The sequence below is a fragment of the Roseovarius sp. CH_XMU1461 genome (genome assembly GCF_037027165.1).
Lineage (GTDB): Bacteria > Pseudomonadota > Alphaproteobacteria > Rhodobacterales > Rhodobacteraceae > Roseovarius > Roseovarius nubinhibens.
In genome coordinates this window covers 441955-467526 of sequence record NZ_JAYMDV010000002.1, presented here as the reverse complement: position 1 = coordinate 467526, position 25572 = coordinate 441955, and the positions used below count along the sequence as shown (strand labels likewise).

Genomic DNA, 25572 nt, shown 5'->3' with positions numbered 1-25572 from the left:
TCCGCCCTAATCCCACCGGGCTATTAACCTTTTGGTAACCTTGTCTCGGCATCAAAAACGGGGTGCAATGCGACACGGGAGGTTTCTATGACGATTTTCCCTATTTCAGGAAAGTTCACAGTGACCCGCCCGCCGATGTTCGACTGCACTTCGCCGATGCCCCAATCGGGCTGTTGCGGATGTTCGACCCGCATGCCCGGCTCCAGAAATTCATCTCCGCCCGCCATATCCCCATTCCCTTAGTGATCAAGACTTTATGGATCAAACTACCGCGAAACTCTCAGGGCTCATAGTCTCCCGCATCTGCCATGATTTGATCAGCCCGGTCGGCGCGATCAACAACGGGCTCGAATTGCTCGATCTGGCCCACAGCGCCCAAGGCGCGGAGTTCACCCTGATCCGCGACAGCGCCGCCCAGGCCACAAGCCGCATTCGCTTCTTCCGACTGGCCTTTGGCGCCGCGCACAAGGATCAGGCCGTCAGCGCCCCCGAGATGGCATCGCTGCTCCGCCACTGCTTTCCCGGCCCGCTCCGCGTGACCTGGGAGGTCGAAGAGACGCTGATCCGCCCCCGCGCCAAGGCCGCCTGCCTCGCCATTCTCTGCCTCGACCGTTGCCTGCCCTATGGTGGCGAGATCCGCGTCGCGCCCCATGGCCCGGCTTTGGCGATCACCACCCAATCCGAGGGCCTGCGCGCCCATGATCCCTATTGGTCGCTCCTCGACGGCCGCCCAATCCCCGAGGACCTGCCGCCCGCCGAGGTGCAATTCGCATTGCTGCCGCATACGGCCCAGAGAAACGACTTGAAATTATCCGCGCAACATACTGACGATTATGCGAAAATCTCGATTTAGGCTCGCACCGATCCGCGCCCGGTCACCTGATATTTGAAACTGGTGAGCTGCGCCGCCCCGACCGGCCCGCGCGCGTGCATCTTGCCCGTCGCGATGCCAATCTCGGCCCCCATGCCAAATTCACCGCCATCGGCAAACTGGGTCGAAGCATTGTGCATCACGATGGCACTGTCCACCTCGGCAAAGAAGACCTCCACCGCCGCCGCATCCTCGGTCAGGATGCAATCCGTGTGGTTCGAGCCAAAGCGCGCGATATGCCCAATCGCCTCTTGCACCCCATCCACCACACGCGCCGCGATGATACTGTCGAGATATTCGCGCCCCCAGTCATCCGCGCCCGCAGGCACCGTCCCGGAAATCCCCGACAGCCCCTCATCCGCGCGCACCTCAACCCCGGCGGCGATCAGCATCTCGATGAGATCCCGGCCCAGCGTGTCGGCAATATCGCGATGGATGAGCAGGCATTCCGCCGCACCACAGATCCCCGTGCGCCGCGTCTTGGCATTGAGCACCACCTCCATCGCCATCTTCGGATCAGCGGCGGCATCGACATAGATATGCACGATCCCCTCGAGATGGGCAAAGACCGGCACCCGCGCCTCGCGCTGCACGAGACCGACAAGCCCCTTGCCCCCGCGCGGCACGATCACATCGACATAGTCGGTCATGGTCAGCAGCTCCGCCACCGCCGCCCGATCCCGCGTCGGGACGAGCTGAATGGCCTCCTGCGGCAGACCCGCCGACACCAGCCCCTCGACCAGACAAGCATGGATCGCGCCCGAGCTGTGAAAGCTCTCAGACCCGCCGCGCAGGATCACCGCATTGCCCGATTTGAGGCAGAGCGCCCCGGCATCCGCCGTCACATTGGGACGGCTCTCATAGATCACGCCGACGACGCCCAGCGGCGTCCGCACCCGACGAATGCTGAGCCCCGTGGGCCGCTCCCATTCCGCCAGCACTTCGCCCACCGGATCGTCCTGCCCGGCCACGGCCCGCAGCCCGGCACAGATCCCCTCGATCCGCGCCTCGTCGAGCATCAGGCGATCCAGCATCGCGTCGCTCAGCCCCTTGTCGCGGCCATAGGCCATATCCTTGCCATTGGCCTCGATGATCTCTTCCCGGCGCGCCCAGACGGCATCAGCGGCGGCCATCAAGGCGGCGGTTTTCTGGGCGGCTGGGGCAATGGCCAGCGCTCGTGCGGCATCCCGGGCCGACCGGCCCAGAGCTTGCATCATCGCGGGAATATCATCCATGTCCTTCATGTCCTTACCCTTTTTCACGCAGGCCCCAGAGGCCAAGTGTTAAAATGCCATGTCGTCGCGGTGGATCAAGGCCCCCCGCGCCGCATATCCCAAGGCCTCGGCAATCGCATCGGTGCGCAGCCCGAGGATCTTGGCCGCCTCCTCCGCATCATAGCGCGTGAGCCCCTGACCGAGCACCCGCCCGTCCTGCGCCCGCACCTGCACCGGATCGCCCCGGCCAAACCGGCCCTCGATCGCGCTGACGCCCGCCGGCAAGAGGCTGCTCCCAGCCTCGAGCGCCGCCACGGCGCCTGCATCCACGATGATCCGGCCGCGCGGCTTCATGCCGCCGATCCAGGCCTTGCGCCGCGCTTGCGGATCGCCCTGGCCTCGGAACCATGTGACCGGCGCACCGCCCTCGATGGCCTGCACCGGGTTGCTCACGCTGCCCTCGGAAATCGCCATATCACAGCCCGCCGCCATCGCCGTGCGCGCCGCCATGAGCTTGGTCTTCATCCCGCCTTTGCTAAGCCCCGATCCCGCGTCACCCGCCATCGCCTCGATCTCGGGCGTGATAGCGGTGATCTCGTCGAACCGCTTGGCCGTGGGGTCGTCATTCGGGTTGGCCGAATAGAACCCATCCACATCGCTCAAGAGGATGAGCTGATCCGCCCCCGCCGTCACCGCGACCTGCGCCGCCATCCGGTCATTGTCGCCATAGCGGATCTCATCCGTGGCCACGGTGTCATTCTCGTTGACGATGGGCACCACACCCAATCGCAACAGCTGATCAAGCGTCGCCCGCGTGTTGAGATAGCGCCGCCGGTTCTCGCTGTCCTCCAGCGTGAGCAACACCTGCGCCGCCTTGATCCCGTGGGATTTGAGCGCGGCCTCATAGGCCCCGGCAAGCCGGATCTGCCCCACCGCCGCCGCCGCCTGGCTCTGTTCGAGCGATAGCTCGGCATTGCCAAGCCCAAGCTCGGCCCGGCCCAGCGCAATCGACCCCGACGACACAAGAACCACCTCCGCGCCCTTGCTACGCAGCCAGGCCACGTCCTCGATCAACGACCCGAGCCAGGCATCGCGCAACGCGCCGCTCACCCGGTCCACCAACAGCGCCGATCCGATCTTGATGACGATCCGCCGTGCCGTGCTTACGGTTGCCATGTCCCGGTCTCGCCTTCGTCTTCTTCGCTCTCGATCTTCTGGCGCAGCTTGTCCTCGGCGATCTCGGCGCGCAGCGCCCGCAGAACCTCGGTGACGCCCTCACCAGCGACGCCCGACATGGTCATCACCTTCTGGCCGATGGCCTCTTCAAGCTCTTCACGCACCATCTGGGTCAGCTCGGGCCCAAGCGCATCGCTCTTGTTGAGCACGGTCACCCGCGGCTTTTCCGCGAGAACATGCCCATAGGCGCTGATTTCGCGCACGATGGTCTGGTAATCCTCGATGACATTCTCCGCCGTCGCATCCACCAGATGCAAAAGCACCGAACAGCGCTCCACATGGCCGAGGAAGAGATCGCCAAGCCCGCGCCCCTCGCTCGCCCCGTCGATCAGACCGGGAATGTCGGCGACCACAAACTCGACGCCATCCACCCCTACAACCCCAAGGTTGGGGTGCAGCGTGGTGAACGGATAATCGGCAATCTTCGGACGCGCGTTCGAGGTCGCGGCGAGAAAGGTCGATTTGCCCGCATTGGGCAGGCCAAGAAGCCCCACATCGGCAATCAGCTTGAGCCGCAGCCAGATGGTGCGTTCGACGCCCTCCTGCCCCGGATTGGCCCGGCGCGGTGCCTGGTTGGTCGAGGTCTTGAAATGCAGGTTGCCAAAGCCGCCATTGCCGCCCTTGGCCAAAAGCACCCGGTCGCCCACCTCGGCCAGATCGGCGATCACCGTCTCCTGATCCTCGTCGAGCAATTCGGTCCCCGCCGGCACCCGCAGCACGATATCGTCGCCATCCTTGCCGGTGCGCTGGTTGCCCATGCCCTGCTGGCCGTTCTTGGCAAAGAAATGCTGCTGATAGCGGAAATCAATCAGCGTGTTGAGCCCATCCACGGCCTCGGCCCAGACCGAGCCCCCGCCGCCACCATCGCCGCCATCCGGGCCGCCATATTCGATGAATTTCTCGCGGCGAAAGCTGATACAGCCGTTCCCGCCGGAGCCCGAGCGAATATAAACCTTGGCAAGATCTAGAAATTTCATAACGCGTCCTTACGCGATGGTGTCAGGGGGGCCAAGCCTCAATCGCGTCTGAGACTATAGGTCCATGTGGGAAGCGTCGCATCCCGCGACAGGCAATAGCCTTCGGCATCGCCCAGATATTTGAAACCGCAATTCGTCAACACCCGCGCCGAGGCGGCATTGCCCTGGAACACGGTGGCAAAGAAGGTCTTGCAGCGCAGCGGATTGACCTCGATCAGCGACTGCACCGCCTCCGAGGCGATGCCGCTGTTCCAAAACTGCGGCGCGACCCAATAGCCAAGCTCGCAAGCCTCGTCATCCACATGCTTGAGCCCGATCACGCCAAGCAGCTCAGCGCCGCCCGATTTGGTGGCGTCAATGGCCCAGGCATCCTCGCTCCGCTCTGCCGACTGACAGCGGGCGATAAAGGCCTCCGTCGTGCCGGGCGGCAAGGGATGCGGGATCGAACTGGTCATGCGCGCCACGCGCAGATCGCCCGTGTGCAGCGCAATGAGCCCCGCGTCCGACACCTGCAACGGGCGCAGCTGATAGCGTTCCGTCTCAATGACGGCTTGTTGAGTGATAGGTTCTAAAATCATGCTTCTCCTCCTCCGAGCAGCACATACAGGACCGAATGCACCGTCAGTGCCGCCAAGGTCCACATCAAATAGGTTTCGGCCCGCGTTCCGGCAACCAGCCGCGCCACCCTATCGCCCGCCAGCGCCCACAAAGGATGCAGCACGAGCTGACAGGAAAAGAGCACCAAGGCGATGCCAAACGTGGCCTCGATCGCGGACGTCCCTTCGTCCACGAAATTGGTAAATCCCCCAATGATCATCGCCCAGGCCTTGGGGTTGAGCGGATGCACCCAAAGCCCCGCCACCAGCCCCGGCACGCGCGCGCCCTCTTCCCCCGGCGCGATACGTGTGTTGGCCACTTTCCAGGCAAGCCAGAAAATATAGGCGATGGCAGCCCAGCGCAGCGCGCCGAACACCACCGGATAGTCGCGCAGCCAGATCATAAGCCCCAGCCCCAGCGGCCAGATGATCATCTGCTTGCCCAACACCACACCGGCCACGAACGGCAGCGCCGCCCGAAATCCGAACCGCGCGCCGGTGCCCATCAACGCCATGTTCGCCGGGCCGGGGGTTCCGACCTGACTGGCGGCAAAGACCGCGAAACTGGCAAGGGCGACGCTCATCTGAACGGTCTTTCTTCAATCGGATGGGGTTGGAAAACAGAAAGGGGACCGGCTCTGCCGATCCCCCCTCAAGTCTCATGAAACCTTTAAGGTCGGCTTACTCCGCGGCCTCCGCCACTGGCAGAACCGAAATAAAGGTGCGGCCTTTGAGACCCTTGTGAAATTTCACAGAGCCTTCGACGGTCGCAAAGATGGTGTGATCTTTGCCCATGCCGACGCCATTGCCGGGATACATCTTGGTGCCACGCTGACGCATGATGATGTTGCCGGGGATGACAGCTTCGCCGCCGTATTTCTTCACGCCAAGACGACGACCCGCAGAGTCGCGACCGTTACGGGAGGAACCGCCTGCTTTCTTATGTGCCATGCTTTCTCTCCTTAACCTTTGGTCATTTCTTTGGCCTGTTCGATCCAGCCTTCACGCTCGATCCGGCCTTTGAACGACAGTTTCTCGTCCATATCAGCAACATCCGCCTCGGTCCATGCCGCGATCTGGGCAAAGGTGGTGACACCGGCTTCATGCAGCTTCTTCTCCAGCGCGGGGCCAACGCCCGACAGCTGTTTCAGATCGTCGCCACCCGCGGCCGCTTTGGCCTTCTTGGGAGCGTCGGCTTTCTTCTCAGCTTTCTTTTCGGCTTTCTTGGCGGGCTTTTCAGCCGCGGCCACGGCCACACCGGCCACCGAACCTGCGCCAATCGCTGCTTTCACGCCGCTTTTCTCCGCCCCTTTTTCAAGGATGTCGGTGATGCGCAGCAGGGTCAGCTGTTGACGGTGGCCCTTGGTGCGCTGCGAGCCGTGCTTACGACGACGCTTGACGAAGTGGATGAGCTTGTCACCCTTGATCTGATCGACCACTTCCGCCTGAACGGCCGCGCCGTCGACCAGCGGAGCACCGAGAACCGGCTTGTCGCCGCCCAGCATCAGCACTTCGTTGAATTGAACTTTTTCACCGGCATCCGCCGCAAGCTTTTCAACCTTCAGCACATCGCCGGATTGAACCTTGTATTGCTTGCCGCCGGTTTTGAGAACCGCAAACATATTTGCTTCCTTCGTGTTTCCGCGTTCTGTGGTCCCCTTGCGGGTGTTCCCGGCCCTTGGGCCACCTCGAACAGCGCGCCCCGTTCGGAGCGTCATGTCATACATCCCGCACGGGCCAAGGCCCGCCGGGTTGCGCGCTTATTGAGGAGTGCCAGACAAAAGTCAAGCGCGTTTCCCGAGGCTTTCGCCACCATGGCCCAGAAAACCCCGCGCCCCGGCTCAGAGCTCTTCGCTGCGCACAAATTCCGCGAGGCCACGCCCCAGCAAAAAACTGTGCAGATCATAGAGCCCGTTGAACGTCTCGAAAAGCGCCGCATTGAGCGCCCGCCCCGGCGCGCCTTGCCAAAACGCGATATAGGCGTCGAGGTCGCCGGGCTGCAAGGGCTCATAGGCAAGCATGAGATAACCGCCGAGCCAACCCAGCGTGTCGAGCCGGATATCCTCCTCCTGCGCCCAGACATCGCGGATCATCGCCTCTTCGCTGTCGTCATAGCTGCCACCGCTGGCCAGCCCGCGCAGAAACATCAGATTGGCGTTGAGCATGCCCGAGACATTGCGCTCCACCAGATCGCTATCGACCATGAGCTGCTGCACCTGCGCCGCGATCTCTTTGCCGTCCTCTTCGGCCAACTCATAGCGCAGAATGGCCGCCTCTTCGGCCCCCTCCGCCATCAGCGCCCGCCGCGCGGCGAGCTCGAGCGTGACAATCCGCTGCCCCCGCGCGCTCTCAAAAAACGCAACCATCGGCCCGAGGTCCTGCCCCTCGAGCGCCGCCGCCATATCCTGCGCGATCACCTCTTCCATCGCCGCTTGGTCGTAAATCCGCCCCACCAGCGCGGTCCAGCCCGCCCCGGCAGGCTCGCCGGTATAGTCCGACACCAACCCCTCGGCATGGCGCAGACCCTCTTCGCGCATGAGCGCCGCCGTCTCTCCCATCTGCAACGCCACCAAGAGCGCATCAAGATCCCCCGCCGCCCGCGCCGCACCTGGCAAGCACAGCACCACGGCAAGCGCCGCAGCCTTCAGATCACGCAGCCGGAGGGGAATGATCAAATTTCCTGACCCTGCCGCAGCTTGGCCAGACGCGGCGCGAGCCGTTCGAGCCGGTTCGCCATGACCTCATATTGAACGGCATTCAGCAATTCATAGACCCTTTGCATCTCCGGCTCGGCCAGCGCATCCGCATAGCGCGCGATCTCCTCATCGGAAAACTCCTGATAGACCCGCGCCGCATGGGCGAGGTTGGCCGCCCGCAGCTCCTCGCGGAGCGCCTCATAGCCCGTCGCCATCTGCGCCCGCAACATGCCTTCGTCAAGCTCAACCTCGAACAGCCCCGCCTCCGAGGCCGCCATCAGGAACCGGACCTGAATATCCTGCACCGCCCGCGCCGACACGCCCTGCGCATCAATGCCAAAGGCCAGCCGCTCCAGCTCTGCCCGCCGCGTCTTGCTGATATCGCTCAGAATCGCCTCGGCCTCGGCCTCCCGCTCGGGGCTGCTCTCCTCGACATGGCTGGCGTTTTCCACAGCCACCAGACGCTGGCCCAGATCGCTGCCGTAAAACGCCACCGCCTCTTCGCGCATCTTGTCGCTGAGATTGGGCTCGAGCATCGTCATCGCCAGATCCTGCAGCTTGGCCTCGTCATAGAGATCCGCCACCTGGGTCTGCCAATTCTGCGCAAACTCTTCTTCCGGCAGGCCGAGCATCACCGGCGCATCCTTCATCTGCGACTGCACGCTAGTGATCGCCACGTCAAAGCCGGTGACCTGCAGAAACTCGCGAATCTCCGCCCGTTCCGCCGCCACAGCCGCGCCCGCGCCAAGCCCCAAGCCCACCGCGGGCGCCACACCAAACACCAGCATCGGCGCGGTCAGCGCCGCCAATCCCGCCTGACGCAGCTGACGCATCCGGGCAAACGGCCTGATAAGGGAAGGGTTCATTGTCATAACGCACCTCTGGTCTGTGTCGAAACGGAACTGTCTCTGTCAGACTTAGGAGATTTCTCTTCACTCGCAATGCAAATCCCTCTTGCCACCCCGGACAAAGGCAATTAAACGCCCCCCACAGACCCCCGCGGAGAGGTGCCGGAGTGGTCGAACGGGGCGGTCTCGAAAACCGTTGAGCCTTTACGGGTTCCCAGGGTTCGAATCCCTGTCTCTCCGCCATTGCCAATTGATTTCATTGGATAAACTTGCGCTCAACTATTCCTACCCATGAACCACCCATGCGATTTTCAGGGCTTTGAGGCGCTGTTTTGCCCTGTCTGTTGCGGTAGGAATGCCGCAAAAGAGGACGTAGAAGGTGCGTATCATGGATACTTTTAGCCTAGACGATTTCGACAAATCGCCGCCACCGCCGCGTTATCTCTACAAGTATCTGACCGCTGAGCGTGTCGGAAACGTTCTTGAAGGCGGCACAGTGCGGTTTACGCCACTGCTAGACACGAACGATACTTTTGAAGTTCGTTCGACGTTCGACAAGCTGGCCGGGCCGAAAATGCTGTCCATTCTTGCTGAGCAGATGGACAACACCCTGTCCGAAGAATCGGTTCGCAAACTGACGGCGGACATGCTCAAAGAAAACGGCTTAGGTTTTTTGCCCCCTGATTTGGCTCTGCAATTTGTCGAACAACATTACGGCGGCAACTTCATGGGGATGCTGCGGCAACAGATGCAGCAAACCGTTAACACGATGCTAGTTCCTCACTTCAACGATCCTGAAAATGCCAAGAAGCTTTTGGAAAAGTTGGGTCGTGACCTGCTTTGCTTTTCTCTTTCTGAGAGGATGGATAGCTCGCCCATGTGGGCACACTACGCCGACAACAACGCGGGTTTCGTAGTTGCATTTGATACTGCGAACGCGTGGTTCCACCAGCGCAAGAGCGGGCAAAAGACCCGGTTGCAAAGGGTCGTATATTTCGACGGGAAACTAGACGAACCCCTTGAGAACCTGCAAGCGGCATTCATATCAAAGACAACGGATTGGGCATACGAACGTGAATGGCGGCTTTACATCAAAAATGGTGAATCCGACCTGACCGTTGGGAACACCGACGATCCAATACAGTTGCGTAAGTTCCCACCAGAAGCCGTTGACCGAATTATCTTAGGTGCGAAAACGCGCCCTGAAATTGCGGGCCGTATTCGTGAGGCTGTTGCTAGCGGGTATCCACATGCACCCGTAATGCGTGCCGTGCCCAATCGGCAATCACATACTTACGATGAAGTGCCGGAGTGAAAAGACAGTGGATCTTGGAACTTAGGGGAAGCTTGTCAGGCGTGTTCGCACAGTGCCGCAACCGTATGCCGATCGGAAACGGGTAGTGCCCACAGGGGCACCTCCAAGACCGCCACTGCGGCAAGGTCATCGTCGCCTAGCCCTTCCCCGGTCAGAACGTCCATGATAATCTGTGAGGGCAACGACAGGGCCAGCGTCAGCACGTCGGGCAGGTCTACGCCTAGCCGTTGCCCAATCGGTGCCGCAGATTACTCAAGCGACAGCAGGCCAGCCATCCGCCCTGCGGCTACCCCGGGTATTGAGCCCCGTCAAAGATCACAGAATAGGAAAAATGGTGGGTGATAAGAGATTCGAACTCCTGACATCTTCGATGTGAACGAAGCGCTCTACCACTGAGCTAATCACCCGTGCGCCGCTCTTTAGCGCTACTCGGCGTCGTCTGCAACCGTCTCTTTGTCATCTTTTTCATTCGGCTTGGCCTGACGGATTTTCGCGATGATGATCCGGGCCCCGGCGCTGTCCTTGACGCGGTTCTGCTTGATCTTGCCCAGCGGCGGCAAATTGATCTCGCGCCCCTGCGCGAGCGCCTCGCCGATCACCTCGAGCGCCGCCTCGATGGCGGGCTTCACCTGGTTCTTCTTGATCCCCGACCGATCCGCCGTCTTCTTGAAGAGCTCCTGCTTCTTGAGCTGCGGCCCGCCGTCCCCGGCCGTGACCTGCGTGGTCTCGGTCGGCTGCACCACAGAGGCCACCGGCGGCTTCACCGGGCTGGCGATCTTGGCGGCGGGCGGTGCCGGCACATGCGAGGTCGAGGGTTTCGTCACAGCGGCCGGCGGCGCCACGGAGGGCGGCGGCGTCACCGAGGCCAGAGGTGCGCTCACCTTGGCGTCAGTCTTGGCCGCCGCTGGCTTGGCGGCTGGTTTGGCGGCTTTGCCCGCTTTCGATGCGGATTTGCGCGCAGTCTTGGCGGATGATTTGCGGGTGGTCCGGCCTGTCATGTTTCTTCGCCTCTTGTTTTGCTCTGAGGTGACGATACCGCCCAAACCGTATCGAAACCATCAATTTGTTGCGAGAGACCCGCGCCCTCGCAAATTCGCAGAGGTGGCCACGCGCGCCGCGCCTTCCGTGAAAGCGCGCACAAAAACCGCCCCGCGCTCGGGCCCGGCCCACCCCAAATCGCGCACTGTCGTGGTACCGTCGCGATACCGACAGACTACCGACGTGGCATTTCAGGGCGTTTCAGCCCCTAGCGCCCCTTGAAGAGCCCGCCCAAAATCCCCCGCACGATCCGCCGTCCGGTGGTGCCCTTGAGCTCCTTGATCACCATCCCGGTGATCGCCTTGCCGATAGAGCTGCCGATGCCATCCTCGGTCCGCGTGCTGCGCCCCGAGCTGGACCGCCCGACCCGCTGCCCGGCATAGCGACGGCCTGCGTTGAACTCGCGCTCGGCCACCGTCTGCTCTTCGGCCTGCGCCTCGGCCGCATCCGCCTCGCGCGCCGCCTCTTCGGCCCGCGCCTTGAGCATCTCAAAGGCCGAGACCCGATCGACCACGGTCTCGTATTTCCCCGCCACCGGCGAGCCCGCGATCACCTGCGCCCGCGCCGCATCACTGATCGGGCCGAGCTGCGACGACGGCGGCCGGATCAACGTCCGCTCGACCACCCCCGGCACGCCCTTCTCGGCAAGCATCGAGGTCACCGCCTCGCCGACACCGACATCGCGAATGGCATCCGCAGTGTCGAACCGCGCATTGGGGCGATAGGTCTCTGCCGCCCGTTTGAGCGCCTTGCGATCCCGCGCGGTAAAGGCGCGCAGCGCATGCTGCACCCGGTTGCCGAGCTGGCCGAGAATATCCTCGGGCACATCATCGGGATTTTGGGTGATGAAATAGACACCCACGCCTTTGGACCGGATAAGCCGCGCAACTTGCTCGACTTTTTCCACGAGCGCCTTGGGCGCGTCATCAAAGAGAAGATGCGCCTCGTCAAAGAAGAAGACGAGCTTGGGCTTGTCCGGATCGCCCACTTCGGGCAGCGTCTCAAAGAGCTCGGACAAAAGCCACAGCAGGAAGGTCGCATAGAGCCGCGGCGCGCCCATGAGCTTGTCAGCGGCGAGGATATTGATCCGCCCCTGCCCCTCTGGCGTCACCTGCATCAGATCCGCAAGCTCCAGCGCCGGCTCGCCGAAAAACGCGTTGCCGCCCTGATTTTCAAGGACCAAGAGCTGTCGCTGAATGGCCCCGACCGATTGGGTCGAGACATTGCCATAGCGCAGCGAAATCGCCTCGCGGTTCTCACCGACCCAGACCAGAAGCGCCTGCAGATCCTTGAGATCCAGAAGCGGCATCCCCTCCTCATCGGCGATGCGAAAGGCGATATTCATGATGCCTTCCTGCGCCTCGCTGAGCTCCATCAACCGGCTGAGCAGAAGCGGCCCCATCTCGGCCACCGTGGTGCGCACCGGATGGCCGGACGCACCATAGAGATCCCAGAAGGTGACCGGAAAGGCGCTATAGCTGAACGTGTCAAACCCGATCGTCGCCGCCCGTTTGGTAAAGGCCTGATGCAGCTTGTGATCCACGCTGCCCGAGGCCGCCAGCCCCGACAGATCGCCCTTCACATCCGACAGGAACACCGGCACCCCGGCGGCCGAAAACCCTTCGGCCAGGATCTGCAAGGTCACCGTCTTGCCGGTCCCCGTGGCCCCCGCGATCAACCCGTGCCGGTTGGCATAATCGAGCCGCAGCCCCTGCGCGGTGCCATAGTCGGGCCCGCCCCCGCCGATAAAGACCTGATCTGCCACGTGATACCCCTGCATTCCCTGTTGCGACGGTCCAAACATACTAACTTAACCTTTCCCTGCCAGTATGAAATGCGTCCGATGCCACATGTCCTCTTGGGATCGGACTGACTTCCTCCCTGTCAGACTGGCCGCATCTTCGGATGCGGCCTTTTTTCGCCAGAGCCATCGCCGGACCAGGCTGTGACTATCGCGCCGCAAAAAGACACATTTTTGCCTGTTGACGATTTGTCGCATCTGTCCTAGCGTCGGCATCACAAACTAAGTCGGCCAGTCCGGCAGGGAGAGAATCGAGAAAGGAGCCGCAAGGTTCCTTTTTCTTTTTGGCGGGTTACAACCCAAAGCTGTTGCACCACATGCAACCGCTATCCGGCCCCGGCCAACCCCCTTGCGCAGAGGGGTGCCGCGCCGGGACAGCGGCGGATTTCTGCCTTGAACTGCTGGCGGGGCTGGCATTAACTCCTGACAAGAATGGCGCGGCATGATAGAGCGCCCAAGACCAATCCGAACCTGATTTGATGGGGAAAATATGCTGAAGACGCTTTCGATGACAACGCTGAGCGCATTGCTGATCGGCACTGCACCTGTGTTCGCACAAGAGACGACGACCGACACCACCGCCGCCGAAGCCACCGCAGCCGAAACACAAGGTCAGGAAGCAGGAACCGACACCTCGGGCACCGCCACCGATCAGGACACGGCCGAGGCCGGCGAAAAGCCCTCCAACCTCGACATGGGCCGCGAAACCCAGGAAGAGCCGACCTATATCAAGGAAACCATCGGCGACTGGCAAATGCGCTGCTTCCGCTCGGAAGGCGAAGAAGACCCCTGCCAGATGTTCCAGCTTCTCAAGGAACAGCAGGGCAACCCGATTGCCGAATTTGCGATCTTCCGCATCAAGGACGGCGGCCCTGCCGTGGCCGGTGCGACCGTGACCGTGCCGCTCTTCACCCTGCTCACCGCAGAGCTCAAGATCGGTGTCGATGGCGCCAAGGCCAAGAGCTATCCGTTCCGCTTTTGCAGCCAGACCGGCTGTACCGCGCAGATCGGCCTGACCCAGGCGGATGTGGACGCGTTCAAACGCGGCGCCAAGGCCATCGTGACCATCACCCCGGCCCAGGCCCCCGATCAGAAAGTGGCAATCGACGCCTCGCTCTCGGGCTTCACCAAAGCCTTTGACGCGGTCAGCGTGATCCAGAACTGATCTCTCGCAGATCCCGGAAAACAAGAAACCCCCGCGCCATCCGGCCCGGGGGTTTTTTCATGTCAGAGGCCCAGTTTGGCGGCCTGCGGGTTGGCGGCCTGGGCCCTGCCTCACGCCACCCGGCGCAGCGCCAGAACCGCGTTTAGCCCGCCAAAGGCAAAGGCATTGCTCAGCGCCACGTCGATCTTGGCCTCGCGCGCCTCGTTCGGCACGACATCGAGCGCACATTCCGGGTCCGGCTCCTGATAGCCGATGGTGGGCGCCACGATCCCGTCGCGCAGCGCCATGATACAGGCCAAAAGCTCGATCGCGCCGGTCCCGCCGATCACATGACCATGCATCGATTTGGTCGAGGACATGAGCAGATTGTCGGCATGATGCCCGAACACATCCGCCACCGCGGCGCATTCGGTCTTGTCATTGGCCGCCGTGCCGGTGCCATGGGCGTTGATATAGCCCACCTCTTCGGCATTGACCTTGGCATCGCGCATCGCGCCGGAAATCGCCCGCGCCGCGCCCTGCTTGGAGGGCATGACGATATCCGAGGCATCCGAGGTCATCGCATAGCCGATGACTTCGGCGAGGATCTCCGCCCCGCGCGCCCGCGCATGCTCATATTCCTCAAAGACGAAGATGCCCGCCCCCTCGCCCTGCACCATGCCATTGCGATTGGCCGAGAACGGCCGGCAGGCATCGCGCGACATGACGCGCAGCCCTTCCCAGGCCTTCACCCCACCAAAGCAGAGGATCGATTCAGAGCCGCCAGTGACCATCACCGGGCAGGCCCCGCCATGCACCATCTGAAACGCCTGTGCCATCGCGTGGTTGGACGAGGAACAGGCGGTCGAGACGGTAAAGCTCGGCCCCATGAGATTATACTGCATCGCCACATGGCTCGCGGCGGCATTGTTCATGAGCTTCGGCACCACGAAGGGGTGAATGCGGTTCTTGCCCTCTTCATAGACCGAGCGGTAATTCTCGTCGAGCGTGGTCATCCCGCCGCCCGAATTGCCGAGCACAACGCCCGACCGGGTCGCCAGCTCGCCATCAAAGGTGAGCCCCGATTGCGCAATCGCCTCACGCGCGGCCACAAGGGTAAACTGGGTGAACCGGTCAAACAGCGCCATCTGCTGGCGGTTGAACATCTCTTCCGGCTCGAAATCCTTGACCTGCCCGCCGATCCGAATGCCAAGCCGCTCGACATCGCGCAGCTCGAGCTCGCCAATGCCACAGCGCCCCTCGCGCATCGCTTCGAGCGTGCCGGGCACGTCATGCGCAAGCGCGTTGATCGTGCCCGCGCCTGTGATGACGACCCGCTTCACGAATGCTGTTCCGCGACCAGTTTCTCGATCCCGGCAACGATGGTCGCCACGCTGGAAATATCGAAATCGCTCTCGGTGGGCTCATTCGCATTGAAGGGCACGGTGATGTCAAAGGCCTCTTCAATGGCAAAGATGCTCTCCACCAGCCCGAGACTGTCGATCCCCAGATCTTCGAGCGTGCTCTCCATCGTCACATCCGATGGCTCCAGCACAGCCTGTTCAGCGATGATCTCGATCACACGGTCTTGAATGTTCTTGGTCATATCAACTGCCCTCCGGCGCGCCTGTTTGCGCTGATTTAGTCGGTCTGAGCTGTCTTGGAAACAGCTTTCTTGAGCCCGGCCACGTCCTGAAACAGGCGGCCAAGGCGGCGCATATGCTTATACATCTCGATATGGGTGTCCATTTTGACGGCCGGATAGCCCAGGATCACCCGCCCTGCGGGCACCTTGCTGAGGATCTTGGTGCCGCCCCCGGCGATGACCCGATCCCCCACGGTGATATTGTCGCTGACGCCCACCTGACCGGCCAGAACCACATTGCTGCCGATCCGGGTCGACCCGGCAATCCCCACCTGACCGCAGAGCAGCGTATCGCTGCCGACGATCACGTTATGGGCCACCATCACCAGATTATCGATCTTGGTGCGGTCGCCCACTTCGGTGTCGCGGATGGTGCCCCGGTCGATGGTGGCATTGGCGCCGATCTCGACATCATCGCCGATCCGCACCGAGCCCAGCGAATGGATGCGCACATAGCTCTGTGCCGTGGCCTCGCCCTGATCGCCGAGCGACGCCCGCGCCTGCTCGACCCCAGAGACCTCGGGCGTGACAAAAGAGAACCCGTCACCGCCAATAGCCGCCCCGGGCTGGATAAACACCCGCGCCCCGATCCGCACCCGCGCGGCGATCTTGACGCCCTCGCGGATCACCCCGCTGTCGCCGATCTGCGCTTCCGTCCCGATGGTCACATTCGGCCCGATCCGCGTGCCCGCCCCGATCCGCGCCCGCGCGCCGATCACGCTCAGCGGTCCGACAGAGACGCCGTCGCCAAGCTCGGCCGTGGCATCGACCACCGCCGAGGGGTGAACCCCCTCGCCCCAGCCTTCGCCCGGATCCATCATCGCGGTGAGCCCTGCCATGGCAAACCGCGGACGCGGCGCAATCAGCGCGGCCTTGAGGCCCAGCGCCTGCCAATCCGCCCCATCCCAGAGCATCGCCGCCCGCGCCTTGCCCTGCGGCAGGGCCTCGGCATAGGCGGGCTTGGTGGCCAGAGCCAGATCATCCGGCCCCGCATCCGCAGGTTCGGCCAGCCGGGCAATGCGAAGACTCGTATCGCCAAAGGCCTCGGCCCCAAGTGATGCAGCAATTTCGGCTATCGTATAGGACATGCGTACCCCCGTCATTCGGGGCCCGGTTTACCCGCGAACCGCCGCCAGTGAAACCCCTGCCTGTTGCAGCGCCGACCATATCCTTGCGTCACGGCCATAGACATCGTTGCGGTACTGCATCGGCCCTTTGGCCTGGGTGAATGCGGTGCGGTAGATAATATGTACCGGCACCTGTTTCTTGAGCCGCACCTGCGTCTGCTGCCCGGTGTTCAGCACCCGGTGGAAAAAGCCCTTGGGGTCCTCTTCCTGCCGCGCCAGAAGCGCATAGGCGAAATCGAACGGATCCTGCAGCCGGATACAGCCATGGCTGAAATCCCGCTTGTTGCGCTGGAACAGGCTCTTGGCGGGCGTGTCATGCAGGTAGATGTTGTATTTGTTCGGGAACATGAACTTGACCAGACCGAGCGCATTGCGGTTCGACGGCGGCTGTTTCAGCGCGAAAGGAAAGGTCCGCGCCGTATAGGCGTTAAAGTTCACATTGGCCCGGCTCACCTGCTGACCACGGTTGTTATAGAGCTTGAGATGCCCGGCCGCATTCGGGTTGCGCTGCATCTGCGGCAGGTATTCCTTGACGGTGATGGAGCGCGGCACATTCCACGTCGGATTGATCTCCATATATTCCATCACATCCGAGAATTCCGGGCTGCGCCGGTCGCTGTCATTAAGACCGATCACCGCGCGCGTCTGAAAACTCACCTCGTCATGATCAACGATCCGGGCGCTGAAATCGGTGAGATTCACCAGAACATGCCGGTCGCCGCGCGGCTGGTTGATCCAGCGTTCGCGCTCCATCGCCACCAGGATCGACTTGAGCCGCGCCTCGACGGATGTGTTGATCTCGGCCACCGTGGCCGCCCCCGCATCGCCATCCGCCACGAGACCATGCGCCGCCTGAAAAGCCTGCACGGCTTCAGCGAGCTTGGCATCATACTCCTGCGACGCGCTGCGCGGCATGAACCCCATGATCACGAGACGATTGCGCATCGCCACCACCGCCGGCCCCGACTGGCCGCGCTTGAGCGATTTGGCGGGCACTTCCGGGCCAAAGCCCCCCTGCAGCATTAGCGCCTCAAGCCGCAGCTTCTCGCGCAGCAGACGGCTGTATTCGGCGTTCTTCGGCGGCAGGCTCCGGAAAAACCCGCGCGGATTGCTGGTCGAGAAATTGGTCAGATGGGCGACGCGGCTGCGATAAGGCACCTGCCGGACGATCTCGCGGTCGACCTTGGCGGGCACGAGCATCCCGGTCTGCAGATCCCGCGCCAGCAATAGCATGGTGCGGCTCAGCTCCACCTCGAGCATGCCGATCTCGCGCGGCGACCGCGCCGACCGGATCATCGTCATCAGCTCCTGCTCGCGATACCGCTCGCGGGGCAGCCCATGCGCCTCGGCCAGATCGAACGCTTCAAAGAGCGCCCGACGCCGCGTGCGGTCCGCCTCGCTGTCATTGGTCCAGATGCCCCGGTAATCATTCGCCCGGTAAAAGGCCGAGAGATCATCGTCGCGGGCGGCCGCCTCTGCCACCGCCTGCTTATAGGCCGTGACCTGCGCCGCGGCCCGGTCGCTGGTCAAAACCAGCCCCGCCGCGACAAAGGCAATCATGTAGAAAAAACGCGTAAATCGAAATGCAGCAGCAGTCTTAAACATCATATCCCCGTCTTCGTTGTCGCGTTAACTTTTGGGCGACACTCGGTTGTCCATCATCTAAACACTAGGGCGAAAGTCCACGTCAAATTGCCCCCGCCCGCAATTTGCCGACAGGCTGCGGCACCGCTGCATCGCCTCTGGGCAAATCCGCCACGCAGATCGGGAAATGCGCGGAAATATGCCCAAATCCCCTTGAATGCCGGGAACAAAAGAAAACTGGGTTGGTTACCGATTCTTTATATGTCATAGCTAGTCTCGCATCTGGGGATGAGATGAACGCCTCCGCGGCACAGCGGAGCACAGGCAAGCGACGGACAGGCGCAGTACATATGACAGAATTCACAAAGACCGGCGTGACACGGCGCGCCCTCTTGGGAGCTTTTGCAGCAACCACCCTGGCAGCGGCTCCTACATACTCCAACGCAGCAGGCTTTCTTCGGGGCGCGGGCGACATTCGCCGCCTCAAGATGGTCTCGAGCCGGACAGGCGAACAGATCGACACGATCTACTGGATCGAAGGCGAGTATATCAAAGACGCGGTGCAGGAAATCTCCTACTTCATGCGCGACTGGCGTCTCGATGCGGTCAAACCCATCGACACCCGCACCATCGACATCATGGCTGCCGCGCACGCGCTGGTCGACACCACCGAACCTTACAAAATGCTCTCGGGCTACCGCAGCTCGAAGACCAACGCGATGCTCCGCTCGCGCTCGCGCAACGTGGCGCGCCAATCCCTCCACATCACAGGCCAGGCCGCTGATCTCCGTCTCAGCTCGCGCTCGGTCGCTCAACTGAGCCAAGCCGCGCAATCTTGCCGTGCCGGTGGCGTTGGCCGCTACTACCGGTCGAATTTCGTCCACATGGATTGTGGCGACCTGCGCAGCTGGAACGGCTGATCCAAGATTTTCCCTCCAAGGAAAGCGCCGGCCCCTCGGGGCCGGTTTTTTTATGTGCCGATCGCTCAATTTCGAAATAGAAAACGCCGCCCCCGAGGGGACGGCGCCACTTCTTTCCGTAAAACTCGATGGACAGGGAGGCGGCTCAGGAGGCCGCCGCCAGCGCCCGTTCCCGCGCCTCGCGCAGCCGCGCGAAATCATCGCCTGCGTGATAGCTCGACCGGGTCAGCGGCGTCGCCGACACCATCAAGAACCCCTTGCCCTTCGCCGCCTTCTCATAGGCCGCGAATTCCTCGGGCGTCACGAACCGGTCGAGCGTGTGATGCTTGGGCGTCGGCTGCAGATATTGACCGATGGTCAGGAAATCGATCTGCGCCGCGCGCATGTCATCCATCACCTGATGCACCTGCTGGCGCGTCTCCCCGAGACCCACCATGATTCCCGACTTGGTAAAGATCGACGGATCCATCTCCTTGACCCGCTGCAAGAGCCGCAGCGAATGGAAATACCGCGCCCCCGGCCGCACCTCGGGGTAAAGCCCCGGCACGGTTTCGAGATTGTGGTTGAACACATCCGGCTTGGCCTCGACCACCAGTTCGAGCACCGCAGGATCGCAATTGATGAAATCCGGCGTCAGAATCTCGATCGTGGTGCCCGGGCTGCGATGCCGGATCGCCCGGATCGTCTGGGCGAAATGCTCGGCCCCGCCATCCTTGACGTCATCGCGGTCGACGCTGGTCACCACCACATGATTAAGCCCGAGCTTTTGCACCGCATCGGCCACGCGCCCCGGCTCGAACGGATCGAGATCCTCGGGCGGCTTGCCGGTGGCGATGTTGCAGAAGGTGCAGGCGCGGGTACAGACCTCGCCCATGATCATCATCGTGGCGTGGCCCTGATTCCAACATTCGCCGACATTCGGGCATCCGGCCTCTTCGCACACGGTCACAAGTTTGTGATCGCGCATGATCTTCCGGGTCTCCATATAGCCCTTGCCGACCGGCGCTTTGACCCTGATCCACTTGGGTTTCTTGGGCTGCGCGTTGTCAGGCCTATGGGCTTTTTCCGGGTGCCGCTGGTCCGGCAATTTGAGGTCGCGCACAGGAATTTCCCCGCCAATCATTTGATAACTATCTCTAAGTATAGTGATGGGCGGTGGGAAGTGCCAGTCGCGCTCGCCTAGATTGCATTCGCTGCATGACGGGCATGTTTTTAACGAGTACCCACCGTTCAAGTCCTCATAAGTTGTGCGCGTTATGTGGCGCGCCCCGGCGGCCCTCTTGGGCTGTCGGGGCGTCTTGCTTTTGGGGGGTCGCATCGCGCCTAGCCAATCGCATGTGGCGGCTCCCGCGTCGCCGTCACCAGCCGCTCGCCCACATCGCGCAGCACCTGCGCCAGCTCGGCAAACCAGTCCCCGCCCTGCGTGCCCTTGCGGCGCACCAGCGCGATCCGCCGCCCCGGCTCGGGCGCGGCAAAGCGGCAAAGCTCCACCCCCGGCGCGGCGCGGCATTCGGTCGGCGCCGCCAGCTCGGGCATGAGGGTGAGCCCAAACCCCGCCGCCACCAGCCGCGTCAGCGTCGCCAGCGACGACGCCCCCATATCGATCCGCCCGGCCGAGCCTGCCGAGGCACGACCTGACTGGCCAGATTGCCCGCGCCCCAGATGGCAGAGCTCCAGCGCCTGCTCGGTCAGGCAATGCCCATCCTCCAACAGCAGCAAAGGCGAGGTCACCAGAGCATCCGGGCGCAGGCTCTCGACCCGTGCCCCAAGTGCTGCAATCCGCGCCGGACTGCCCGCCAAGAGAAACCGATCCTCGAAAAGATCCTCGGCATGAAGCCCGGTCTCCTCCACCGGCAACGCCACCACCGCCGCATCGAGATGCCCGGCCTGCAGATCCGCCAAGAGCCGCGCGGTCTTGCCCTCAAGCACCTGAACATCCAGTGAAATATCCCGGCTTCGCAACATCTCGAGCGTGTCGGGCAACAGATAGGGCGCCAGCGTCGGGATAATCCCGAGCCGCAGCCGCCCCGACAGCCCCCCCTCCCAACGCGCCGCCTCTTCGAGCGCCTGCATCTCCTGATGCACCCGCTCGGCATGTTCCAGAATACGCCGCCCAAACGGGGTCAGCACCACATCCCGCGACTGCCGCTCTACCAAAGGCTTGCCAAGCTGCGCCTCCATCTCGCGGATCTGCACCGACAGCGCCGGCTGCGAGACATTCACCATTTCCGCCGCCCGGCCAAAATGCCGCTGCGCCGCTAGGGCGCGAAAATAGGTCACTTGTCGATATGTAATGTTCATAGTTTTTGATTATCGAAAAAAGAAGAAACTGCAATTGGATTTTATGGCCCCACTCGCAGAAACTCCGCTTAGAACGATTCCAAGGCCAGATCTGACCGCGGGGCGCTGCGCCCCATGTCAGACGCGGTCCAACCCACGCACTACCTACCGGAGGTCCCATGGACGGCGATATCAAATGCCCTTTCGCAACCAAGAAACAGGTCACGAACAAGGATTGGTGGCCTGACCAGCTCAACGTCAAGATCCTGCATCAGCACGGCAAATCGCCGAGCCCGATGACCGGCGAATTCAACTATGCCGAAGAGTTCAAGAAACTCGATCTCGACGCCGTCAAACAGGACATCTTTGCCCTGATGAAGGACAGCCAGGATTGGTGGCCCGCCGACTATGGCCATTACGGCCCGCTCTTCATCCGCATGGCCTGGCACTCGGCCGGGACCTACCGCGCCGCCGATGGTCGCGGCGGTGGCAACACCGGCAATCAGCGTTTCGCGCCGCTCAACTCCTGGCCCGACAACGGCAATCTCGACAAGGCCCGCCGCCTGCTCTGGCCGGTCAAAAAGAAATACGGCAACCGCCTGTCCTGGGCCGACCTGATGATCCTCGCCGGCAACTGCGCCATCGAATCCATGGGCGGCAAGGTCTTTGGCTTCGCCGGCGGCCGCGAAGACATCTATGAGCCCGAAGAAGACATCTACTGGGGCGCCGAAACCGAATGGCTCGCCACCTCGGACAAGCCCAACAGCCGCTACTCGGGCGAGCGTCAGCTCGACAACCCTCTGGCCGCCGTGCAGATGGGCCTGATCTACGTCAACCCCGAAGGTCCCGACGGCAACCCCGATCCCGTGGCCTCGGGCCGCGACGTGCGCGACACCTTTACCCGCATGGGCATGACCGACGAGGAAACCGTCGCGCTGGTCGCCGGCGGCCACACCTTCGGCAAGGCGCATGGCGCGGGCGATCCGATCTATGTCGGCCCCGAACCCGAAGCCTCCGACATGGCCGACATGGGCCTTGGCTGGAAAAACAGCTATGAAAGCGGCCTCGCCGTGCACACCACCACCTCGGGCATCGAAGGCGCCTGGAAACCCAACCCCACCACCTGGGACATGGGCTATTTCGACGTGCTCTTCGGCTATGAGTGGGAACTCACCAAGAGCCCCGCAGGCGCGCATCAGTGGATCGCCAAGGACGTCAAGCCCGAGCACATGGTCGAAGACGCCCATGACCCGAGCAAAAAGCACGCGCCGATGATGACCACCGCCGATATGTCGCTGCGCATGGATGAAGGCTTCGAGAAAATCTCGCGCGACTTCCATGCCAACCCCGACAAATTCGCCGATGCCTTCGCCCGCGCCTGGTTCAAGCTGACCCACCGCGACATGGGGCCGAAATCGCGCTACCTCGGCGCCGACGTGCCCGCCGAAGACCTGATCTGGCAGGACCCCCTGCCCGCCCGCGACTATGATCTGATCGATGCCTCCGACATCGCCCAGCTCAAAAAGGACATCGCGGCCACCGGTCTTTCGGTCGCCGACATGGTGTCGACCGCCTGGGCCTCGGCCTCGACCTATCGCGGCTCGGATCATCGCGGCGGTGCCAATGGCGCGCGCATCCGTCTCGCGCCGCAAAAGGACTGGGAGGCCAATGAACCGGCCAAGCTGGCCAAGGTTCTGGACACGCTCGAAGGCGTTCAGACCGCCTTCAACAGCGCCCAGTCGGGCAAGGCGGTCTCGCTCGCCGATCTGATCGTGCTCGCCGGTGTGGTGGGTGTCGAAAAGGCCGCCGCGGACGCCGGTCACTCGGTCGAGGTGCCCTTTGCGCCGGGCCGCGTCGATGCCACGCAAGAGCAGACCGACACCGACAGCTTCGCCTATCTCGAGCCGGTGGCCGATGGCTTCCGCAACTACGGCTATGGCAAGTTCGACGTGCCGGCAGAGAAACTGCTCATCGACCGCGCCCAGCTTCTGACGCTCACTGCGCCGGAAATGGCTGTGCTCGTGGCCGGTCTGCGGGTGCTCGGCGCCAACCATGGCGACAGTAAGCATGGCGTGCTCACCACCCGCGAGGGTCAGCTCACCAATGATTTCTTCGTGAACCTGCTGGATATGGGGATCGAGTGGAAATCGACGGATGAGAAACAGTCCGAATTTGAAGCGGTGGATCGCAAATCCGGCAAGACCGTCTGGACCGGCACCCGCAACGACCTCGTCTTCGGCTCCAACTCGCAGCTCCGCGCCGTGGCCGAACTCTATGGCCAGGACGATGCCGCCCCCCGCTTCGTGCGCGATTTCGTCGCCGCATGGACCAAGGTGATGAACGCCGATCGCTTCGATCTGGCCTGATCCCCAAGGGACAAAAAACCACAGGGGCGTCCCATCCGGGGCGCCCTTTTTCGTTGGACGCGGCGCGGCGAGGCCGCTACACCGCGCGCGATCCCCGCGCGGCAAGGACAAGAACACGATCATGGACTGGCAGGCACATCGGCGCGACGCCCACGCATTGGGCCGGACGCAGGAATTTCTCAAACAGATCATCTACGGCGGCAATGACGGGATCGTCACCACCTTTGCCATCGTCGCGGGCTTTGCCGGGGCCTCGGCCGAGGGCGTGCTGCAGATCGGCGGTCTGGCAGTGCTGGTCTTTGGCCTCGCCAATCTCTTTGCCGATGCGGTCTCGATGGGGCTTGGCGAGTTTCTCTCGCTCCGGTCCCAGCATGACCTCTACCGCAAACGCCGCGAGAGCGAGCTGCGCGAGATCGCCGAGAACCCCGATCACGAGAGGATGGAGCTCTTCGAGATCCTGCGCCAGCGCGGCGTGCCCCCCGGCGAGGCCGACACCGCCGCCGAACTGCTGTCGCGGCATCCCTCGATCATGGCCGATCTGATGATGACCTATGAATTCGGCATGAGCCACCCCGAGGATGACAGCCCGGCGCTCAGCGGGCTGTTCACCTTTCTCGCCTTCGTCGTCTTCGGCGCGGTGCCGCTCTTGCCCTATTTCGTGATGGAACCCACGCCACAGGCCTTCTGGTGGTCCGTCGCCACGACCTTTGGCGCGCTTTCCGCGCTCGGCCTCTTGCGCTGGAACGCCACGGGCGAACCCATCGCCCGCAGCGTCGGTGAAACCATCCTCGTCGGTGCGGTCTGTGCCGTGGTGGCCTATGGCGTGGGGCTCGTCGTCGCCGGCTAGCCGATCATCGCCGCCTCATCGCCAAGCCCGTCATAGAACCGCTTGAGCCGTTGCAGCGCGATGCGCAGCACGATCTTGCCCGACCGCGCCGACCAGCCCATGCGCCGCTCGGCACTCTCGAGCCCCTCGAGATGACAGCAACAGCGCAGCGCAATATCGCCAAGCCCCGGCCCGAGATCGCGCAGCGCCGCCTCGACCCGGCCGCGCGGCCCCTTGATGCCCACCGGCCCGGTCTCGGCGCTCTCAAGACAGTGCCCCCAGTCGGGCACCGCCCCGCCCGCCCCCATCTGGGCCAGCTCGAAATCCTCGCGCAGCCGCTCGCCCACCCGGACCAGCTCGGGCGCCAGAAACTGCCCGCCCTCCTTGTCGCGCCGCCGCGACAGCGCGGCGAGCGGCGTCTCGCTCGGGGCCATCGCCGGATCGCGCCGCGCCTCCGCCGCATCCGTGTCCACCATCGCACTGCTCTCGAGATGCGCCAGCATCGCGCCCAGCGCCGCACGCCCCGCCCCGGTGATGTAATAGCGCGACACCGGCCCCGGCGCGTCACAGCTGATCCAGCCCTTGAGCGCCATCGCCTCCGCCACATCGCGATCCGTGACCGCGGTGCGGGTCTGCGTCCCGGCCTCGGTCTCGCGCACCACCACGGCTTTTTCCATGCTCATCGCGACCGCCATCAGCGCGCCACGCTCGCAGAGCCTGCGCAACAGCCGCAGCGCCTCGCCCTGCAGCCGTTCATCGCTCAGGTTCCGTTCAGGGGGATGGGTTGGCCGTCTCATCACGCTCTCCTTGGCTGGAGAACCGGTGCCTCCTGACTTGACCAGCCCGGCGCCCAGACGTCGCAACGCCTGATCCACCAGAAGATCGTCCCGAAGGGCCTCATAAGATCGAATACGACGCAGCACTGTCGACGCGTGACAGCCCGTTTCCCGGGCCAGCGCACGGATCGGAGCACCTGTTTCTATATGCCGAAGATAGAGCTTGGCCGGCTCAGGAACCCAGTTGGGCAGGCTTGCAACCATGTCACCGCCGCAGATCGCCTCGCCCATCGCTGAACCTCCATGTCCCGT

At 63.0% G+C, this 25572-nt stretch carries 25 protein-coding genes and 2 tRNA genes; 7 read left to right on the top strand and 20 right to left on the bottom strand.

The window, feature by feature from the left end; translation table 11 throughout:
• Window positions 1-23: 23 nt before the first annotated feature.
• Complete coding sequence (locus WA237_RS07565; protein ID WP_083780941.1) at window positions 24-227, bottom strand: DUF3553 domain-containing protein; 204 nt, start codon at window positions 225-227, stop codon at window positions 24-26.
• A gap of 29 nt (window positions 228-256) precedes the next feature.
• Here WA237_RS07565 and WA237_RS07560 point away from each other — a divergent pair, with 29 nt between their 5' ends.
• Window positions 257-853, top strand: coding sequence for a histidine phosphotransferase family protein (locus tag WA237_RS07560; protein ID WP_336097230.1), 597 nt, complete (start codon window positions 257-259; stop codon window positions 851-853).
• Here the strand turns inward: WA237_RS07560 and WA237_RS07555 are convergent.
• From WA237_RS07555 to WA237_RS07515, 9 genes are all read right to left on the bottom strand, one after another.
• A complete protein-coding gene (locus tag WA237_RS07555) occupies window positions 850-2115 on the bottom strand; it encodes a glutamate-5-semialdehyde dehydrogenase (RefSeq protein ID WP_336097229.1) in 1266 nt (421 codons plus the stop codon). The two genes, WA237_RS07560 and WA237_RS07555, sit on opposite strands and share 4 nt — an antisense overlap.
• Before the next feature lie 39 nt (window positions 2116-2154).
• Window positions 2155-3261: a glutamate 5-kinase gene (proB, locus tag WA237_RS07550; protein ID WP_336097228.1), complete on the bottom strand. Its 1107-nt coding sequence runs from the start codon at window positions 3259-3261 to the stop codon at window positions 2155-2157.
• Entirely contained in the window at window positions 3249-4298 is a 1050-nt protein-coding gene (gene obgE, locus WA237_RS07545; protein ID WP_336097227.1) for a GTPase ObgE, read from the bottom strand. Before obgE ends, proB begins: the two co-directional genes overlap by 13 nt.
• 38 nt (window positions 4299-4336) lie before the next feature.
• Window positions 4337-4876 (bottom strand): GNAT family N-acetyltransferase, encoded by a 540-nt coding sequence (locus tag WA237_RS07540; RefSeq protein ID WP_336097226.1) that lies wholly within the window; start codon window positions 4874-4876, stop codon window positions 4337-4339.
• Window positions 4873-5478, bottom strand: coding sequence for a LysE family translocator (locus WA237_RS07535; RefSeq protein WP_336097225.1), 606 nt, complete (start codon window positions 5476-5478; stop codon window positions 4873-4875). Before WA237_RS07535 ends, WA237_RS07540 begins: the two co-directional genes overlap by 4 nt.
• A gap of 97 nt (window positions 5479-5575) precedes the next feature.
• Window positions 5576-5845, bottom strand: coding sequence for a 50S ribosomal protein L27 (gene rpmA, locus WA237_RS07530; RefSeq protein ID WP_009815236.1), 270 nt, complete (start codon window positions 5843-5845; stop codon window positions 5576-5578).
• A gap of 11 nt (window positions 5846-5856) precedes the next feature.
• A complete protein-coding gene (locus WA237_RS07525) occupies window positions 5857-6516 on the bottom strand; it encodes a 50S ribosomal protein L21 (RefSeq protein ID WP_040618162.1) in 660 nt (219 codons plus the stop codon).
• Window positions 6517-6735: 219 nt separating this feature from the next.
• Window positions 6736-7569 carry a DUF2059 domain-containing protein gene (locus WA237_RS07520; protein WP_336097224.1) on the bottom strand — a complete coding sequence of 278 codons (834 nt, stop codon included), beginning with the start codon at window positions 7567-7569 and terminating at the stop codon, window positions 6736-6738.
• A complete protein-coding gene (locus WA237_RS07515) occupies window positions 7566-8456 on the bottom strand; it encodes a DUF2059 domain-containing protein (RefSeq protein WP_336097223.1) in 891 nt (296 codons plus the stop codon). Before WA237_RS07515 ends, WA237_RS07520 begins: the two co-directional genes overlap by 4 nt.
• 135 nt (window positions 8457-8591) lie before the next feature.
• Here WA237_RS07515 and WA237_RS07510 point away from each other — a divergent pair.
• Both WA237_RS07510 and WA237_RS07505 read left to right on the top strand, forming a co-directional pair.
• Window positions 8592-8681 (top strand) — tRNA-Ser (locus WA237_RS07510).
• A 145-nt stretch (window positions 8682-8826) separates the two neighbouring features.
• Window positions 8827-9753, top strand: a complete 927-nt coding sequence (locus WA237_RS07505; protein WP_336097221.1) for a DUF2971 domain-containing protein — start codon at window positions 8827-8829, stop codon at window positions 9751-9753.
• A 332-nt stretch (window positions 9754-10085) separates the two neighbouring features.
• On the opposite strand, the gene WA237_RS07500 is transcribed toward WA237_RS07505, so the two are convergent.
• The 3 genes from WA237_RS07500 to WA237_RS07490 form a co-directional block, all read right to left on the bottom strand.
• Window positions 10086-10160 (bottom strand) — tRNA-Val (locus tag WA237_RS07500).
• Between the two features lie 18 nt (window positions 10161-10178).
• Window positions 10179-10751, bottom strand: a complete 573-nt coding sequence (locus WA237_RS07495) for an HU family DNA-binding protein (RefSeq protein WP_336097220.1) — start codon at window positions 10749-10751, stop codon at window positions 10179-10181.
• Window positions 10752-10999: 248 nt separating this feature from the next.
• Complete coding sequence (locus WA237_RS07490) at window positions 11000-12571, bottom strand: helicase HerA-like domain-containing protein (protein WP_009815245.1); 1572 nt, start codon at window positions 12569-12571, stop codon at window positions 11000-11002.
• 511 nt (window positions 12572-13082) lie between these two features.
• Here WA237_RS07490 and WA237_RS07485 point away from each other — a divergent pair.
• Window positions 13083-13757, top strand: a complete 675-nt coding sequence (locus WA237_RS07485) for an invasion associated locus B family protein (RefSeq protein WP_336097219.1) — start codon at window positions 13083-13085, stop codon at window positions 13755-13757.
• A gap of 110 nt (window positions 13758-13867) precedes the next feature.
• Here the strand turns inward: WA237_RS07485 and WA237_RS07480 are convergent, their stop codons facing one another.
• From WA237_RS07480 to WA237_RS07465, 4 genes are read right to left on the bottom strand one after another with little or no spacing between them, the layout of a single operon-like run.
• Window positions 13868-15079, bottom strand: a complete 1212-nt coding sequence (locus WA237_RS07480; RefSeq protein ID WP_009815247.1) for a beta-ketoacyl-[acyl-carrier-protein] synthase family protein — start codon at window positions 15077-15079, stop codon at window positions 13868-13870.
• Window positions 15076-15342, bottom strand: coding sequence for an acyl carrier protein (locus WA237_RS07475; protein ID WP_009815248.1), 267 nt, complete (start codon window positions 15340-15342; stop codon window positions 15076-15078). Before WA237_RS07475 ends, WA237_RS07480 begins: the two co-directional genes overlap by 4 nt.
• A gap of 35 nt (window positions 15343-15377) precedes the next feature.
• A complete protein-coding gene (lpxD, locus tag WA237_RS07470) occupies window positions 15378-16469 on the bottom strand; it encodes a UDP-3-O-(3-hydroxymyristoyl)glucosamine N-acyltransferase (protein ID WP_336097218.1) in 1092 nt (363 codons plus the stop codon).
• Between the two features lie 27 nt (window positions 16470-16496).
• On the bottom strand, window positions 16497-18068 hold the full coding sequence (locus WA237_RS07465; RefSeq protein WP_336097217.1) for a L,D-transpeptidase family protein: 1572 nt from the start codon (window positions 18066-18068) through the stop codon (window positions 16497-16499).
• 374 nt (window positions 18069-18442) lie between these two features.
• On the opposite strand from WA237_RS07465, the gene WA237_RS07460 reads away from it, so the two are divergent.
• Complete coding sequence (locus WA237_RS07460) at window positions 18443-19012, top strand: YcbK family protein (RefSeq protein WP_040618163.1); 570 nt, start codon at window positions 18443-18445, stop codon at window positions 19010-19012.
• A 145-nt stretch (window positions 19013-19157) separates the two neighbouring features.
• Here the strand turns inward: WA237_RS07460 and lipA are convergent, their stop codons facing one another.
• Both lipA and WA237_RS07450 read right to left on the bottom strand, forming a co-directional pair.
• Window positions 19158-20114 (bottom strand): lipoyl synthase, encoded by a 957-nt coding sequence (gene lipA / locus WA237_RS07455; protein WP_040618164.1) that lies wholly within the window; start codon window positions 20112-20114, stop codon window positions 19158-19160.
• 221 nt (window positions 20115-20335) lie between these two features.
• Window positions 20336-21313, bottom strand: coding sequence for a hydrogen peroxide-inducible genes activator (locus WA237_RS07450; protein ID WP_336097215.1), 978 nt, complete (start codon window positions 21311-21313; stop codon window positions 20336-20338).
• A gap of 158 nt (window positions 21314-21471) precedes the next feature.
• On the opposite strand from WA237_RS07450, the gene katG reads away from it, so the two are divergent.
• Both katG and WA237_RS07440 read left to right on the top strand, forming a co-directional pair.
• Window positions 21472-23658 carry a catalase/peroxidase HPI gene (gene katG, locus WA237_RS07445; RefSeq protein ID WP_336097214.1) on the top strand — a complete coding sequence of 729 codons (2187 nt, stop codon included), beginning with the start codon at window positions 21472-21474 and terminating at the stop codon, window positions 23656-23658.
• Between the two features lie 121 nt (window positions 23659-23779).
• On the top strand, window positions 23780-24505 hold the full coding sequence (locus tag WA237_RS07440; protein ID WP_040618166.1) for a VIT1/CCC1 transporter family protein: 726 nt from the start codon (window positions 23780-23782) through the stop codon (window positions 24503-24505).
• Here the strand turns inward: WA237_RS07440 and WA237_RS07435 are convergent.
• The gene (locus WA237_RS07435) at window positions 24502-25551 is read right to left on the bottom strand and encodes a DUF6456 domain-containing protein (RefSeq protein WP_442970249.1); all 1050 of its coding nucleotides are present in this window, start codon (window positions 25549-25551) and stop codon (window positions 24502-24504) included. The genes WA237_RS07440 and WA237_RS07435 overlap by 4 nt on opposite strands.
• Window positions 25552-25572: the final 21 nt, after the last annotated feature.

Bases quoted from the DNA above. Each gene is read 5' to 3' on its own strand.
- WA237_RS07565 (WP_083780941.1), bottom strand. From the start codon at position 227: ATGGCGGGCGGAGATGAATTTCTGGAGCCGGGCATGCGGGTCGAACAT.
- WA237_RS07560 (WP_336097230.1), top strand. From the start codon at position 257: ATGGATCAAACTACCGCGAAACTCTCAGGGCTCATAGTCTCCCGCATC.
- WA237_RS07555 (WP_336097229.1), bottom strand. From the start codon at position 2,115: ATGAAGGACATGGATGATATTCCCGCGATGATGCAAGCTCTGGGCCGG.
- proB (WP_336097228.1), bottom strand. From the start codon at position 3,261: ATGGCAACCGTAAGCACGGCACGGCGGATCGTCATCAAGATCGGATCG.
- obgE (WP_336097227.1), bottom strand. From the start codon at position 4,298: ATGAAATTTCTAGATCTTGCCAAGGTTTATATTCGCTCGGGCTCCGGC.
- WA237_RS07540 (WP_336097226.1), bottom strand. From the start codon at position 4,876: ATGATTTTAGAACCTATCACTCAACAAGCCGTCATTGAGACGGAACGC.
- WA237_RS07535 (WP_336097225.1), bottom strand. From the start codon at position 5,478: ATGAGCGTCGCCCTTGCCAGTTTCGCGGTCTTTGCCGCCAGTCAGGTC.
- rpmA (WP_009815236.1), bottom strand. From the start codon at position 5,845: ATGGCACATAAGAAAGCAGGCGGTTCCTCCCGTAACGGTCGCGACTCT.
- WA237_RS07525 (WP_040618162.1), bottom strand. From the start codon at position 6,516: ATGTTTGCGGTTCTCAAAACCGGCGGCAAGCAATACAAGGTTCAATCC.
- WA237_RS07515 (WP_336097223.1), bottom strand. From the start codon at position 8,456: ATGAACCCTTCCCTTATCAGGCCGTTTGCCCGGATGCGTCAGCTGCGT.
- WA237_RS07505 (WP_336097221.1), top strand. From the start codon at position 8,827: ATGGATACTTTTAGCCTAGACGATTTCGACAAATCGCCGCCACCGCCG.
- WA237_RS07495 (WP_336097220.1), bottom strand. From the start codon at position 10,751: ATGACAGGCCGGACCACCCGCAAATCATCCGCCAAGACTGCGCGCAAA.
- WA237_RS07490 (WP_009815245.1), bottom strand. From the start codon at position 12,571: ATGCAGGGGTATCACGTGGCAGATCAGGTCTTTATCGGCGGGGGCGGG.
- WA237_RS07485 (WP_336097219.1), top strand. From the start codon at position 13,083: ATGCTGAAGACGCTTTCGATGACAACGCTGAGCGCATTGCTGATCGGC.
- WA237_RS07475 (WP_009815248.1), bottom strand. From the start codon at position 15,342: ATGACCAAGAACATTCAAGACCGTGTGATCGAGATCATCGCTGAACAG.
- lpxD (WP_336097218.1), bottom strand. From the start codon at position 16,469: ATGTCCTATACGATAGCCGAAATTGCTGCATCACTTGGGGCCGAGGCC.
- WA237_RS07465 (WP_336097217.1), bottom strand. From the start codon at position 18,068: ATGATTGCCTTTGTCGCGGCGGGGCTGGTTTTGACCAGCGACCGGGCC.
- WA237_RS07460 (WP_040618163.1), top strand. From the start codon at position 18,443: ATGACAGAATTCACAAAGACCGGCGTGACACGGCGCGCCCTCTTGGGA.
- WA237_RS07450 (WP_336097215.1), bottom strand. From the start codon at position 21,313: ATGAACATTACATATCGACAAGTGACCTATTTTCGCGCCCTAGCGGCG.
- katG (WP_336097214.1), top strand. From the start codon at position 21,472: ATGGACGGCGATATCAAATGCCCTTTCGCAACCAAGAAACAGGTCACG.
- WA237_RS07440 (WP_040618166.1), top strand. From the start codon at position 23,780: ATGGACTGGCAGGCACATCGGCGCGACGCCCACGCATTGGGCCGGACG.
- WA237_RS07435 (WP_442970249.1), bottom strand. From the start codon at position 25,551: ATGGGCGAGGCGATCTGCGGCGGTGACATGGTTGCAAGCCTGCCCAAC.